This is a genomic window from Phytoactinopolyspora limicola (assembly GCF_011320225.1).
GTDB lineage: Bacteria > Actinomycetota > Actinomycetes > Jiangellales > Jiangellaceae > Phytoactinopolyspora > Phytoactinopolyspora limicola.
On the sequence record NZ_JAAOEN010000023.1, the window covers coordinates 1 to 12947 of the forward strand.

A 12947-nucleotide genomic window follows, 5' to 3' on the forward strand; every position below is an offset into this window, starting at 1 on the left:
CTGACGTGGACGCGGATGTTGATGCTGACGTGGACGCGGATGTTGATGCTGACGTGGACGCGGATGTTGATGCTGACGTGGACGCGGATGTTGATGCTGACGTGGACGCGGATGTTGATGCTGACGTCGATGCGGATGTTGATGCTGACGTCGATGCGGATGTTGATGCTGACGTGGACGCGGATGTTGATGCTGACGTGGACGCGGATGTTGATGCTGACGTGGACGCGGATGCTGACGCCGACAAGGACGGCGACGACCTGCCTGACACCGGTAGTGGAGGCCCGCTGCTGGTAGCCATGCTTGGAGCCTTGCTGCTTGGTGTTGGCGTTGTTGTGTTCGCCGCCAGCAACCGACGGCGCGCCATCGTCGAGTAGTTAGTTCTCTCGGCACGAAAGAGACAACGACGGTGGGTCCGCACGCAATACCTGTGCGGGCCCACCGCTGTCCGTCAGAAACGACGACTGGCAGACGTGTCTGCGAGGGGGATTGGGGGCATCGGATGCAGCAGACAAGGCCGGCCTGGCTTAAGTTCCTGGCGGGTGTGCTGGGCCTGGCGGTTGGCGCGCACCTCGCGGTGACGGCGCTGTTCGTCGGTCCGAACAACGCAGCGAAAGACTCGCTGAAGGAACCGATGAACGCCTACATGCTTCCCATGTTCCAACAGAACTGGAGCCTGTTCGCACCGCGGCCCATCGGTACCGAGCGGACCTTGTTCGTCCGTGGGTGGTACAACGACCAACGGCACACCGAGTGGGTCAACGTCACCGATCTGGAGATCGACGCCGCGGTGCTGCACAACCTCACACCGTCCAGGGTCGGTATCGTCACCCGCCGTGCCGCGACCCGCATCGGCCAGCAACACGCCAGGATGACCAGCGAGGAACGGTTTGCGCTGGCCAGCCACTACCACCATGACGCGTGGGACCGGCTGCGGGCCCGGATGATGCGTGAAGACGATCGATCTCCGGCGAGCCGGATCTCCTATGTGCTCCGCTATGACCAGGCAATCACGGCGTATGCGACGCAGTTCGCGTATGCGTGGTGGGGTGAAGACGCCGGCGTCAAGTATGTGCAGTTCAAGACGGAAGAGAGCCGGGCGCCGTCGTTCGCGAACCGGGATCGTCAACCAACGGTGGTCACCCGGGAGTTCGGCCGCCGGCCGTTGATCGAGCACGACGGTCAGGACCGGGAGGCGTTCGCCGCCGCGATCGAGAGGTTCGCCCGATGAGCGCACGAACTCCCGTGTTGTGGAACGATCACGTCGCACCCAAGCTGCGGTTCGGTGAGGACTGGCTGCTTGGGGCCAAACGTGCCACTTACGGTCTCGCGATGATGCGGATCCTGTTCGGCCTGACCGCGTTGGGCTTCCTCGCCGCCAACTGGCTCAACCGGCACTACCTCTGGGGCGACGCCGCCCGCTGGTTAGAACCGATCGACGACAACGGGGGCTTCAGCTGGCCGTTCACCTTCTTCCGGGGCGGCAGCAGCCAGCTTGAGCTGGACCTCAAGCTCGGCCTGGTGGCGGTCCTGCTGGTGTTGCTGGTGCTTGGCTGGCGCACCCGGATTCTCGCGCCGATCATCCTGATCTTGTGGGTCAGTCTGATCGAGGCGCAGCCGATCTACGGCGACCAGAGCGACAACATCTTCCGGATCCTCTTCTTCTACATGTGCTTCGCCGACACCTCCGGGCGCTGGTCACTAGATGCGCGCCGGCGAGCCCGACGAGTTGTTGGGCAGACTGACGGCCCCATCCGGGTCCAGATCTCGCCACAACTGCGCACCAACACCACCTTGGCCGCCGTCGTCTTCCACAACTTCGCTGTTGTTGCGATCGCCGTGCAGGTTTGCATCATCTACTTGGCCTCCGGCCTGTACAAGGTCCAGGGGGAGTTGTGGCAAGACGGCACCGCCGTCTACTACCCGATGCAGGTTGGCCAATACGCACCGTGGCCGGCACTCAACGAGCTTCTGAGTTCCAGCGCTCTCGGTGTCATGGTCGTCACCTACTTCTCCGTCTTCATTCAGATCTTCTTCCCACTCATGCTGCTCCGCCGCACCAGCCGAATAGTCGCACTAGTTGGAGTGACAGCCATGCACCTCGGCATTGCCGTCGTCATGGGGCTGCCCTTCTTTTCTCTGTTCATCCTCGCCGGCGACATGATCTTCATTCGCGATGTCACATGGAGGAAGATTGGTGAAAGAGTTCTGCGGACTTGGGATCGAGCTGCTATCCGATTTTTTGACGCGATAGCCGTTAAGCGCAATCCTGGAGAAGTTGACGGCATTGATGCGGGTTGGGGCGACGTTCCAGAACGACATCGTCAGAAAGATCGGATAACAGCATAACTGTGTGCTGTTTGTACTCATTTAGGTGGTTGGCTCAGACATGGTAAGAAACAAGCTACTTGCTGCCACGTTCGGTTCTGTTGCGGCCCTTGTGCTCTCTGCTTGTGGCTCGGACGGCCAGGCTGGGGATGTGGCCGGCGAGCGCGGGGTAGAGGTGAATAGGACGGTCCTCGAGGAACTGCAGGCCGTAGAGGGTGGCTTCTGTGCGCAACTAGAGGCAGCCGTCGACGTATTTAGCGCGACCGAGGTGAATGATCTAGAGTCGCTCGCAGATGCCAGGGACGTCGTTGGGTTACTTCGTGAAGAAGCTCCGTTTGGCCTGGAAAGCGCGCTCGAATCTTATTATGAATTCTTCGAGGACTATCTCCCGCTGTACGAGTCTGTTGGTGGGAGGAAGCAGGTCACTGAGGAGGAAGCGGTTGAGCTCGTTGCTCAGTTGGCAGCTATTGTCGAAGAGCATCAGGTCGAGGAGGCCGGCGTGGAGTTAAGTGTTTACGCGGAGCAGGAATGTGGCCTAGATATCCAAGGGTAGGCTACCGGTACTTTCGGTGATGCAAGGAAAAGTGAATCGTGCGGTTCGCTGGTGTCGCAGGACCGCATAGCGAGTCGGGGTTGTATCGCCCCCCAAGCAGACCCCGACTCGCGTAGAGGGCGGCCAGCACAGGCACGAGCTGGCCGCCCTCGCTCTACTCTGTTGCCGATGGTTCTCGAGTCTCTTGAGAAATGTCGGCCGCAGTCGAGCGGCTAGGATTTCGTCATGCCGCTCTAATCCAATAGACCGTTGCCAGCAACAGTTGATGACGAATTACCTCTGTGAGAGGGGTCACATCCGTGGTCGGGTGGCGCAATTCAGAGCGGCGTGGCGCGCGGAATCGAAGCCAAGGCTCCAGAGGTGGTGTTCAGAATGAGTTCCACCTGTTCACCCGCAGGAGCACCAATGGTGTCCATGCGACAGTGGGAACAATGGCGCAGGGCGCTCAGCTACGCGGGTCTGGGTGGGGTCCGATAAACGCACCGAGGGTGTACCGGCCCAACTTGGTCAGTGTGTCATGGCAGGACGCATCAAGCGCCGCGCGTGCCGGCTCGGCACGTCCGCTCCAGAGCTCGGCTTAGGCTGCTGTGTTCCCGTGACGGGTCCAATCCAGCAGGGCCGCGTCCGATGTGGGTCTGTGCACCCGATCTTCCCCCCATGGTGGCCACACAAGACCGCGCCACCCTTTGTAGAAGACCCGTTTGACGAGCCGCCGATGACGTCATTGCGGTAGTGATCCGCGTCACAGCACGCACGTGGTGACTCAGCCTATAGCTAGTCCGGCGGTCAGCAAGGCGGCGAACACCAGACTGGTGAGGCCGGTGGTCTGCAGAGCCGGGATGAGTGCGGATCCCTGCGCGCCGCGTAGCACCGGCCGTGCTGCCATCCAGGTGACCGGTGCCGCGAGCCCAGCCAACAACGCCCACGGACCGGCGTCCAGCGCCAGCGGCACCACCAGCAGGTAGGGCAGCACCATCAGCCCGGCGTACAGCAGCCGGGTGCGTTGCTCGCCAAGGAACACCGCGAGTGTACGTTTGCCGGCTACGGCGTCTTGGGGTGCATCACGAAGGTTGTTGACCAGCAGGAGGGCACAGGCCATGCTGCCCACCGCGACGGCGGCGACGAATGACACCGCGGTGAGCCGTTCGGCTTGTACGTAGGTGGTGCCCATGACGGCGACCAACCCGAAGAACACGAACACCGACAGCTCGCCCATGCCGCGGTATCCGTACGGACGGGAGCCACCGGTGTAGTACCAGGCCGCGCCCACCGCGGCGGCGCCCACTGCCAGCAGCCACCATTGTTGGATGAGCACCACTAGGACGAGACCCGTCACGGCGGCGACTCCGAAGCTGAGCCAGGCCGCGAGCTTCACTGCGCGGGCGCTGGCCACCCCCGACGCGACCAGCCGCAGTGGCCCGACGCGGTTGTCGTCGGTGCCGCGCACGCCGTCCGAGTAGTCGTTGGCGTAGTTGACCCCCACCTGCAACGCGAGGGCGACCACCAGCGCCAGCACTGCTCGGCCGAGGTGTGCCGCTCCCGCGGCGGCGGCCGCACCGGTACCGACGATGACCGGTGAGAGTGCCGCGGGCAGGGTTCGTGGGCGGGCGCCCTGCACCCAGGTGGAGGATGTGGCCATCAGTGGATGGTACGGCTGAGCTGCTCGGCCAGCCCGCGGCGGTCCGTCTTGCCGTTCGGCAGGGTGGGCAGCGACTCGACGGTGATCAGCTCCTTCGGTGCGTAGGCCGCCGGCGCCCGGCGCATGACGTGGGCCCGCACCGACTCCAACCGGGGCGGCTGGGCGGGATCGTGGGCGACCACGGCGGCGACCACCCGTTGGCCCCACTCCGGGTCGGGAAGGGCTACGGCCAGCGCTTCACGGACGCCCGGGTGTGCGGCGACGAGATGGTCGACGGCGGCCAATGGGACGTTCACCCCGCCGGAGACGGCGACGTCGTCCAAGCGGCCCACGACGTCGAGCCGGTCGTCCGGGCCGAGGTGGCCGATGTCGGCCGTGGTGAACCAGCCGTCCCCGAACGCATCGACGCTCAGCTCCGGCCGTAGGCGATAGCCACTGGCGAGCATGGGGCCGCGAAGGCAGATTCGGCCGGCGTCGTCGATGCGGACCTCGACGTCGTCGAGCGGGAGTCCGTCGTAGACGCAGCCGCCGCAGGTCTCGGTCGAGCCGTAGGTGGTGACGACGGAGACTCCGGCGGCTCGAGCCCGCTCCAGCAGTTCGGCGGAGATCGCCGAGCCTCCGACGAGGACGGCGTGGTAACCCGACAGCGCGGCCACGGACGCCTCGCCGCCATCCAACAGCGCGGCGAGCTGTCGGGGGACGAGCGCCGTGTACCGGCGGTGGGGCCCGGAGCCGAACAGTCGCACGCTCGCAGCGGCGAACATCTCGGGGTCGAACCCGCTGGACAGGTCCATCGCCACCGGCTCGGTTCCGGCGACGAATGACCGAGCCAGCACCATCAGACCAGCCACGTGGGTGGCGGGCAGGGCAAGCAGCCATTGTCCGGGACCACCGAGTCGGCGTAGCGTCGCGGTGGCCGACGTCTGGATCGCCTTGGCGCTGAGCATGACCCCTTTGGGTTCGCCCGTGGAGCCCGAGGTGGGGATGACGAAGGCGATGTCGGTGTCTTCCAACGGGGCCTCGGGCCGGAGACTGGCCAGGAGTTCGTCCCGGAGCGGCTCGGGGTGGGTGGGTACGGGCAGCAGCGCGGGGCCCCCGTCGAGGGCGGCCACCACGGCTGGATACACACGAGGCAACACAGCAGGTGTCAGCGGCACCTCGATCGCCTGGAGCGAGCGGGTAGCCGCCGACATCGGCGTCGGAGGTGGCCTGTCCATCGCACTCCCAGCTTACGGAGGTTCAGTGGATCCGTCACGCGGTGATCATCACAAAGGTGTGATCCGTCGCGATTTCAACCGGCCGGGTATTCTCTGGCTGAGCGGCTCGGCGGCCGACACGAGTGTCAGCCGCCCAGGCCGTCAGTAGTACCAGGGAAAGCGCGACCAGTCGGGATCGCGTTTGTCGAGGAATGCGTCCCTGCCTTCGGCGGCTTCGTCGGTCATGTAGGCCAGTCGGGTGGCCTCTCCGGCGAACACCTGCTGCCCTACCAAGCCGTCGTCGACGGCGTTGAAGGCGAACTTCAACATGCGTTGAGCGGTAGGGCTCTTGCCGTTGATCTTGGTGGCCCATTTCAACGCGACGTTCTCGAGGTCGGCGTGCGGCACGGCGGCGTTGACCATACCCATCCGGAACGCTTCGTCGGCCGAGTACTCGTCGCCCAGGAAGAAGATCTCGCGGGCGAACTTCTGGCCAACCTGGCGGGCCAAGTATGCCGAGCCGTACCCGGCATCGAAGGATCCGACGTCGGCGTCGGTCTGCTTGAACCGGGCGTGCTCGGCACTGGCCAAGGTGAGGTCGCAGACGACGTGCAGGCTGTGTCCGCCACCAGCGGCCCAGCCCGGGACCACGGCGATGACCACCTTCGGCATGATGCGGATCAGGCGCTGCACCTCGAGGATGTGCAGACGCCCGGCTCGTGCGGGATCGATCCGCTCGTGGTGGCCGGTGCCGCGCTCGTCATCACCGGACCGGCCGGCGTCGTCCGGCTGGCTGTCGGCGACGGTGTAGCGGTACCCGTCACGGCCACGAACCCGTTGGTCTCCGCCGGAGCAGAAAGCCCAGCCGCCGTCCTTGGGTGACGGTCCGTTGCCGGTGAGTAGCACGCAGCCGACATCGGGTGTCATCCGAGCGTGGTCGAGCGCCCGGTAGAGCTCGTCGACGGTGTGTGGTCGGAAGGCGTTGCGCACTTCGGGACGGTTGAACGCGATCCGGACGGTGCCGTGGTCATGACCGTCGACGACGTGCCGGTGGTAGGTGATGTCGGTGAAGTCGAATCCTTCGACGACACGCCAACGATCAGGCTGAAAGGGTGCGGTGGTCACGCGTGCCACTGTACGGGCGGGGGCGCGCCTAGGGGCTCACCGGCCGCGGCAGCGGCGCTTCGTGCCTGCGGAGACGCCCGCGGGTGAGCGGGGAACCGATGTGATCGAATTCGGTGGAGGGCGGAACCTCCGCCGCCCGCGGTTCGTCTTACGTTATGACGTCGCCCGCAATCTGTGGAAAGAACGCGGATGATCAAGGAAGATGGTGTGTATGGGGTCTCGTCTGCTGGCCAGCGCCGGAGCGGTTACGATCGCTGGGGCGGCGGCGTTCGCGCTGATCGGCAGTGCCAGCGGCGGATCTGCGGATGACGACATCCGGGTTGTGGCGAAGGTGCTGGCCAGTACGCCCAAGCCAGTGGTCGCCGAGCCGTCGCCGCGGGACTCCGAGCCGGTCGAGGCGCTACATGCCGATCCCGACGCCGAAGATCTAGATGCCGCCGAGCTGATCCTGTCCGTGCCGGAGGACCCCAATGGCTGGGACGACGTGATGTTCACGGCTGAATGGCGCACCGTCGACGGCACCCCCGTGCAGGGCGTCGTCGACCTCCAGCGGGTTGACGGCGGCACGTGGGAGACCGTCGCCGAGATCGACATTGGGCCCGAGGGTGGTAGCACCGAACTGGATGTCGCCGAGACGAGTATCTATCGCGCGGCGTACGGCGGTTCCGACGACGTCGACGCCGCCGCGTCGAACCACGTCAGCGTGGTCGCCTCGGACCTCCTGCCGTCCAGGGTGACCGTCACGGCCTCGCCTACCGGTGACGACACCGCGGAGGTCACCGCAACCTGGACGACGGAGGCCGGGGTTGCGGTGATCGGAGATCTCGATCTGGAGATGAAGGACGGCGACGAGTGGGAGACCGTGGAGACGGTCGCCACCAGTGCCGACAGCACGGCCACCATCGAGGTCGACGCTGCCACCGGAACCGAGTTCCGCTTCACGTATGCCGGCGGCGAACGGTTCGAGGAAGTCCGCAGCGACGTCGGCATCGTGCTGGGTGATGACGTCCGCAGCATCGACGTCCGGGTGTGCAACAACAGCACCGACATCGACAACCTTCCGTACGGAGTGGCCTGCCACTACGCGCCGGTCACCGTGGACACGTTCGTCGCCGCCCACGACTACCTCGGCAACGCCTGGTGGAACGCGATGCCGATGGGCACCATCGTGGAGCTGAAGGGTGAACAAGCCGGGATTTACGAGGTGGCACACCGGGTCATCGCGCCCGGCCGCGGTTCTGCCCTGGGCAGTGCTTCCAATTGGGCCTGTGGTGACGAATGCGACGTGATCCTGCAGACTTGCCAGGGGGCGAACACCGGGTTCACCTGGCTACGCAAGGTCGATTAGCGACGCACTAGCAGTGCGCACGCCCCGGCGAGGCAGAATCGTCGGGTGAACCATTCCGTCACCGCCGCCGACGTGATCGTCGCCGAGCTGGCCGTCCTCGGTGTGCAGCATGTCGTCCTCGCCCCCGGTTCCAGAAGCGCGCCGTTGGCGTTCTCGCTGCAAGCGGCGGTCGGCCGTGGGCAGATGCGGTTGCATGTGCGAATAGACGAACGGGCGGCTGGTTTCACCGCGCTCGGCCTCGCCCGTGTTGCCGGGCCGGTGGCTGTGGTCACCACGTCGGGAACCGCGGTGGCGAATCTGCATCCCGCCGTGCTCGAAGCCGCCCACGCCGGGGTGCCGCTGATCGTGCTGAGTGCCGACCGGCCGCACGAGCTGCGTGGCACTGGGGCTAACCAGACAACCGATCAAGTCGACATCTTCGGGTCGGCGGTCCGGTTCGTAGCCGACGTGCCGGCACCTTCCGGGCGCGCTGGCGAGCACTCGGACCTCCGCAACCTGCTGGGACGGGCCGTCGCTGCCGCCACGGGGGCACGCACCCGGCGACCCGGACCGATCCACCTCAATCTTGCGTTTCGGGAACCACTGGTCCCCGATGCGGCGGACTGGCCGAGTGCAACGTCCGTCGTCGCAGGCCAGGTCCCCGGGCGGGTCCAGGTCGACTCCGCGGCGGTGGACCACTCGGGTCACGGCGGCGCGCCTGCTCGGTCTCTGGGGCGCGGCCGGCACACCGTTGTGGTGGCCGGCGACGGCGCCGGCGACGACGCTCGCGAACTGGCCGAGCAGGGCGGCTTTCCGTTGCTCGCCGAACCGTCGTCGGGCGCTCGTGGGGGGCCTAACGCGATCATGCTCTACCGGTTGCTGCTGGGCCGGCCGGAACTCGGCGGGCGGGTGGAGCGGGTGGTGGTGTTCGGCCGTCCCACCTTGTCGCGCCCGGTGAGTGCACTGCTGGCCCGCCGGGACGTCGAGGTCGTGGTGGTGGCGCCTAGTAGTGATTGGCCCGACCCCGCCCGCAACGCCGCGGTGGTCACCACCGCGGTGCGCGCCGAACCGGACCCGGCGGGCGCCGATTGGCTCGCCCGTTGGATCGCTGCCGACGCGGCGGCGCGACAAGCGGTCAGCGGTGTGCTCGATGCCAGCGGGTTGACTGGACCGCAGGTAGCCAGGGAGTTGTGGTCTGCGACCGGCCCCGGCCAGGTGGTGGTCGTCGCGTCGTCGAATCCAATCCGCGATCTCGACCTGACCGCGCCACCGTGGTTCGGGGATAGCGCCGCCATCGGTCCGCGGGTAGTGGCCAATCGGGGGCTGGCGGGCATCGACGGCACGTTGTCCACTGCCTCCGGGGTGGCGTTGGGCTCCGGCGGCTTTACCCGGGTCCTGATCGGTGACCTCGCCTTCCTCCACGACCTCGGCGGGTTGTTGGTGGGGCCGCTGGAGCAGCCGCCGGAGCTTCAGGTGGTGGTCGTCAACGACGACGGAGGTGGCATCTTCTCGCTGTTGGAGCAGGGCGCGCCGGAGTATTCAGCGGATTTCGAGCGGGTGTTCGGCACACCACATGGTGCCGATATCGCTGCGTTGTGTGCCGGTTACGGGGTGACCCACGAGCACGTCACGGACCTTTCCCGGCTGCGGGAGCTGCTGATGGCGCCGCCGCCCGGCCGTTCCGTCATCGAGATACGGACCGAACGGCATGGCCTGCGCGATCTGCACGCTCGCCTACGGGCCGTCGTCGACGCCACCCTCTCCCATGATCATGAACACTTTGCCGGGTGATAACACGGCAAAGTGTTCATGATCATGGGGAAGAGGGGTCAGGTGGTGAGGGCGTCTCGCATCGGCACGAGCTTCGCCACACTCTCGGCGAGCTCAGCCGTGGGGTCCGAGCCGGCCACGATGCCGCAACCGGCGAACAGCCGCAGCCGAGTCCGGTCGATCGGATCGACGTGGGCGCAGCGCAGCGCGATGCCCCATTCGCCGTCGCCGGAGCTGTCGATCCAGCCCACGGGGGCCGCGTAGCGGCCACGGTCGAGCCCCTCGATCTCGCGGATCACCGTTCGTGCCCGGTCGGTCGGGGTGCCGCCAACGGCTGCCGACGGATGTAGTGCACCCGCCATGAGCAGCGCGGACGACTGGTCCGAGGCGACACCGGCGATATCCGTGGCCAAGTGCATGACATTCGGCAGATGCAGCACGAACGGCGTCTCGGGGATGTTCATGCTGGAGCAGAATGGCGCCAGCGCGTCGGCCACCGAACGCACCGCGAACTCGTGCTCCTCCAGGTCTTTGCTGGACCTGGCGAGCGAGGCGGCGAGTGCGAGGTCGTGGACGTCGTCGCGGGTCCGGCGGATGGTGCCAGCCAGGACACGGGACGTGACCAGCCCGCGCTCGCGCCGGACGAGTAGTTCGGGTGTGGCCCCGAGGATGCCGTCCACGCTGAACGTCCAGCAACGCGGATAGCGATCACTGAGCCGGCGCAGCGGCCAGCGAAGGTCGACCGGGCGCGAGCATTCTGCGATCAGCTCGCGGGCGAGGACCACTTTCTCCAGTTCGCCGGCGTTGATGCGGTCGACGGCGCCGGCGACGATCCGCTCCCACGCGGCGCTACCGAGAGTGCCGTCGGTGAAGGTGACCGGCCCGGGCCGGCGGGTCGGCTTGGCTAAGGGGAGGTTGGGCCAGGGCGGCAGGTGACCGTTGAGGCTGACGGTGGTCACCCACCAGCGCCCCTCCCGGTGTCCCACAACGGTTTCGGGCAGGACCAGCGACGACGACGTAGGGCCGTCGTCGAACGTGAACGACCCGAAGGCCACCGGCCCGGAGCCCGGAAGCTGCACCTCGTCGCGGATCACGGCGGTGCGGACCAAACCGCGCCACCACTGCTCGGCCTCGGTGAACCGGCCGGGTCCCGTGGTGTCGAAGCGCGCCGCCTCACCCCAGGCGGCCAGGCCCTCTCCGCGGCGCAGCCAGACCAGCGGCGCCTCACTGGGCAGCAGCGACAACAGTGGTCCGGGATCGGGGATCTCCACCGTGCGGGCCACGAGCGCGGTTTCGGCTGCCTTCAGCGGCGCAGTTGTCACGGGCGTCAAGCCTACGACGTCTCCACTGCACACCCGCCGACAGCGGGCTGACGATTTGGTCACAGCGGCCCGCTACCCACGCTGGTTATCATCCGAGACATGACCGTCGTGTGTGAATGGCCGGCGAGGTGATCCACCCAGCTCCGGATCGGGCGGCGCGCGCCACCCAGCGTGCGTGGGGTGTCACGATCGCGACCGGCGTCATGGTGGGTGTCCTCGCTGCCGGTGTGCTGATCGCCGCCGGCAACGACGGGTCGACGACCACATCCGAGACTGCCCCGGCCATGGAAGGAGCCGTCGCCGCGGACCACATGGGCTTGCTCGAACCCGGCATGGTCGAGGCGTTGTTCGGCGAGTTGGAGGCACGGGGCGTGACCCGGTACCACGCCGTCAGCATCCGTCCCGACTGGGCGACCTTCGAGGTCGAGGTAGCGCCCGGTGCCATTCAGTACGACACCATTACGTATCGCGACGGCGGGTTTGGCGAACGAGAGCCCGCAGGAGAGATCGACACCGACCCCGACGCCACGTACTTCGAGGCGTCGGCCCTCGCGCCAGGGGTGGTCGGCGCGGCCGCCGCCCGGGCCGCCGAGGTGGCAGGGTTGCCGGACCGGCCGGTCAGTTACATCCGCATCGACCGGCAGGGCTGGTGGCGGGGGATCTTGACGGTCTCGGTCCAGCTCGAATCCGACTCCTATGGCTCCGCCGCTCATGTCGTGTGGGACGGCTCGGGCCGGCACCTGCTCAGGGATGGGTCCTGACGGTGCCGATACGAGGAACCGGACGCCGACCGGAGCGACGGTGGCGGCCATCCGATGCCGACCGCGACCGATACTCCGCGGCGATCGCCGCCGCGTACGGAGAGGGCAGGCTGACTCTCGACGACATGCAGGAACGGACCGCGGCAGTGCATGACGCGGGATCGATCGCCGCGCTCGACGAGCTGGTCGCCGACATCCCGGGTGTCGAGGCGCCACCGTCTCCCGTCATGCCCGTACCGTCCGTCAGGCCGGCGCGAGCGAGGCGGGAGATTGTGTGGATGGTGCTGGTGGGCACCCTTGTCGCGGTTGGTGTGGCCGCGGCCGGGATCGGCCTGGTAGCACCCACGAGTGTCGAGACGGGCACGAGGGACGCCGACATGGAGGTGGCGCCGGCGGAGAACCTGCGGCCGGCCGACGTCGAGCTCCCGGAGATCGCCACGGAGAAGCCCGATCTCCATACCGAGGCCGGGCTGGTGCACATGTGGGACGTCATGCTCGAACACGCACCCGACGGGATCCAGTCGATGACCATCAGGCCGGAATGGGCCGAGGTGCGGGTGCTGGCCGAGACCGATCGGCCCGGCTTGGCGTCGATCAGATACGAGGCCGGCCTGGCGACCGAGCCGGAATGGGAGCGGTCCTACAGCGAGAGCGAAGGATCGTCGATCGGATGGGACGACGTCACCCCCGAAGCGGTCGCGACAGCCATCACAGGTACGGCCGACGCGGTGGGGCGCCCTGGCGCCGACACACTGCACGCCTCGGTAGCCCGCGGCCGATGGCACGGCAATGAGGTGACGATCCACGTCGTCGTGGAGGACGAGGGCCAGACGTTCTCCGCCACCTGGGACGCCACCGGAACGACGGAGCTCAGCAGCCAGTGACCCCGGCGCCGGCCGGGGCTGGATTCGAGTGAGGATGCCCGG

Annotated in this window: 12 protein-coding genes; 8 read left to right on the forward strand and 4 right to left on the reverse strand. The window is 66.9% G+C overall.

All coding sequences use genetic code 11. From position 1 onward, the window contains the following. From G8760_RS30060 to G8760_RS27440, 4 genes are all read left to right on the forward strand, one after another. Positions 1–377 (forward strand): LPXTG cell wall anchor domain-containing protein (locus G8760_RS30060; protein WP_207782803.1); only part of this gene is annotated, 377 nt, incomplete at its 5' end. 125 nt (positions 378–502) lie between these two features. Then, positions 503–1231 (forward strand): DUF5819 family protein, encoded by a 729-nt coding sequence (locus G8760_RS27430; RefSeq protein ID WP_166356039.1) that lies wholly within the window; start codon positions 503–505, stop codon positions 1229–1231. Continuing rightward, a complete protein-coding gene (locus G8760_RS27435; protein ID WP_166356040.1) occupies positions 1228–2349 on the forward strand; it encodes an HTTM domain-containing protein in 1122 nt (373 codons plus the stop codon). The genes G8760_RS27430 and G8760_RS27435 overlap by 4 nt, the downstream gene beginning before the upstream one ends. 40 nt (positions 2350–2389) lie before the next feature. Next, positions 2390–2881 (forward strand): hypothetical protein, encoded by a 492-nt coding sequence (locus G8760_RS27440; protein WP_166356041.1) that lies wholly within the window; start codon positions 2390–2392, stop codon positions 2879–2881. 763 nt (positions 2882–3644) lie between these two features. Here the strand turns inward: G8760_RS27440 and G8760_RS27445 are convergent. The 3 genes from G8760_RS27445 to G8760_RS27455 form a co-directional block, all read right to left on the reverse strand. Continuing rightward, positions 3645–4520 (reverse strand): 1,4-dihydroxy-2-naphthoate polyprenyltransferase, encoded by an 876-nt coding sequence (locus tag G8760_RS27445; RefSeq protein WP_166356042.1) that lies wholly within the window; start codon positions 4518–4520, stop codon positions 3645–3647. After that, on the reverse strand, positions 4520–5737 hold the full coding sequence (gene menE / locus G8760_RS27450) for an o-succinylbenzoate--CoA ligase (protein WP_207782804.1): 1218 nt from the start codon (positions 5735–5737) through the stop codon (positions 4520–4522). The genes G8760_RS27445 and menE overlap by 1 nt, the downstream gene beginning before the upstream one ends. 141 nt (positions 5738–5878) lie before the next feature. Further along, on the reverse strand, positions 5879–6841 hold the full coding sequence (locus G8760_RS27455; protein ID WP_166356043.1) for a 1,4-dihydroxy-2-naphthoyl-CoA synthase: 963 nt from the start codon (positions 6839–6841) through the stop codon (positions 5879–5881). A 211-nt stretch (positions 6842–7052) separates the two neighbouring features. On the opposite strand from G8760_RS27455, the gene G8760_RS27460 reads away from it, so the two are divergent. Both G8760_RS27460 and menD read left to right on the forward strand, forming a co-directional pair. Then, a complete protein-coding gene (locus G8760_RS27460) occupies positions 7053–8189 on the forward strand; it encodes a hypothetical protein (RefSeq protein WP_166356044.1) in 1137 nt (378 codons plus the stop codon). A gap of 45 nt (positions 8190–8234) precedes the next feature. After that, complete coding sequence (gene menD / locus G8760_RS27465; RefSeq protein WP_166356045.1) at positions 8235–9959, forward strand: 2-succinyl-5-enolpyruvyl-6-hydroxy-3-cyclohexene-1-carboxylic-acid synthase; 1725 nt, start codon at positions 8235–8237, stop codon at positions 9957–9959. Positions 9960–9997: 38 nt separating this feature from the next. On the opposite strand, the gene G8760_RS27470 is transcribed toward menD, so the two are convergent. Next, positions 9998–11269, reverse strand: a complete 1272-nt coding sequence (locus G8760_RS27470) for an isochorismate synthase (protein ID WP_425502404.1) — start codon at positions 11267–11269, stop codon at positions 9998–10000. A gap of 107 nt (positions 11270–11376) precedes the next feature. Here G8760_RS27470 and G8760_RS27475 point away from each other — a divergent pair, with 107 nt between their 5' ends. Both G8760_RS27475 and G8760_RS27480 read left to right on the forward strand, forming a co-directional pair. Then, entirely contained in the window at positions 11377–12021 is a 645-nt protein-coding gene (locus G8760_RS27475; RefSeq protein ID WP_166356047.1) for a hypothetical protein, read from the forward strand. 2 nt (positions 12022–12023) lie between these two features. After that, positions 12024–12905 carry a DUF1707 SHOCT-like domain-containing protein gene (locus G8760_RS27480; RefSeq protein WP_166356048.1) on the forward strand — a complete coding sequence of 294 codons (882 nt, stop codon included), beginning with the start codon at positions 12024–12026 and terminating at the stop codon, positions 12903–12905. Positions 12906–12947: the final 42 nt, after the last annotated feature.

Coding starts and splice junctions, on each gene's coding strand:
- G8760_RS27430 (WP_166356039.1), top strand. CDS start 503: ATGCAGCAGACAAGGCCGGCCTGGCTTAAGTTCCTGGCGGGTGTGCTG.
- G8760_RS27435 (WP_166356040.1), top strand. CDS start 1,228: ATGAGCGCACGAACTCCCGTGTTGTGGAACGATCACGTCGCACCCAAG.
- G8760_RS27440 (WP_166356041.1), top strand. CDS start 2,390: ATGGTAAGAAACAAGCTACTTGCTGCCACGTTCGGTTCTGTTGCGGCC.
- G8760_RS27445 (WP_166356042.1), bottom strand. CDS start 4,520: ATGGCCACATCCTCCACCTGGGTGCAGGGCGCCCGCCCACGAACCCTG.
- menE (WP_207782804.1), bottom strand. CDS start 5,737: ATGGACAGGCCACCTCCGACGCCGATGTCGGCGGCTACCCGCTCGCTC.
- G8760_RS27460 (WP_166356044.1), top strand. CDS start 7,053: ATGGGGTCTCGTCTGCTGGCCAGCGCCGGAGCGGTTACGATCGCTGGG.
- G8760_RS27475 (WP_166356047.1), top strand. CDS start 11,377: ATGGCCGGCGAGGTGATCCACCCAGCTCCGGATCGGGCGGCGCGCGCC.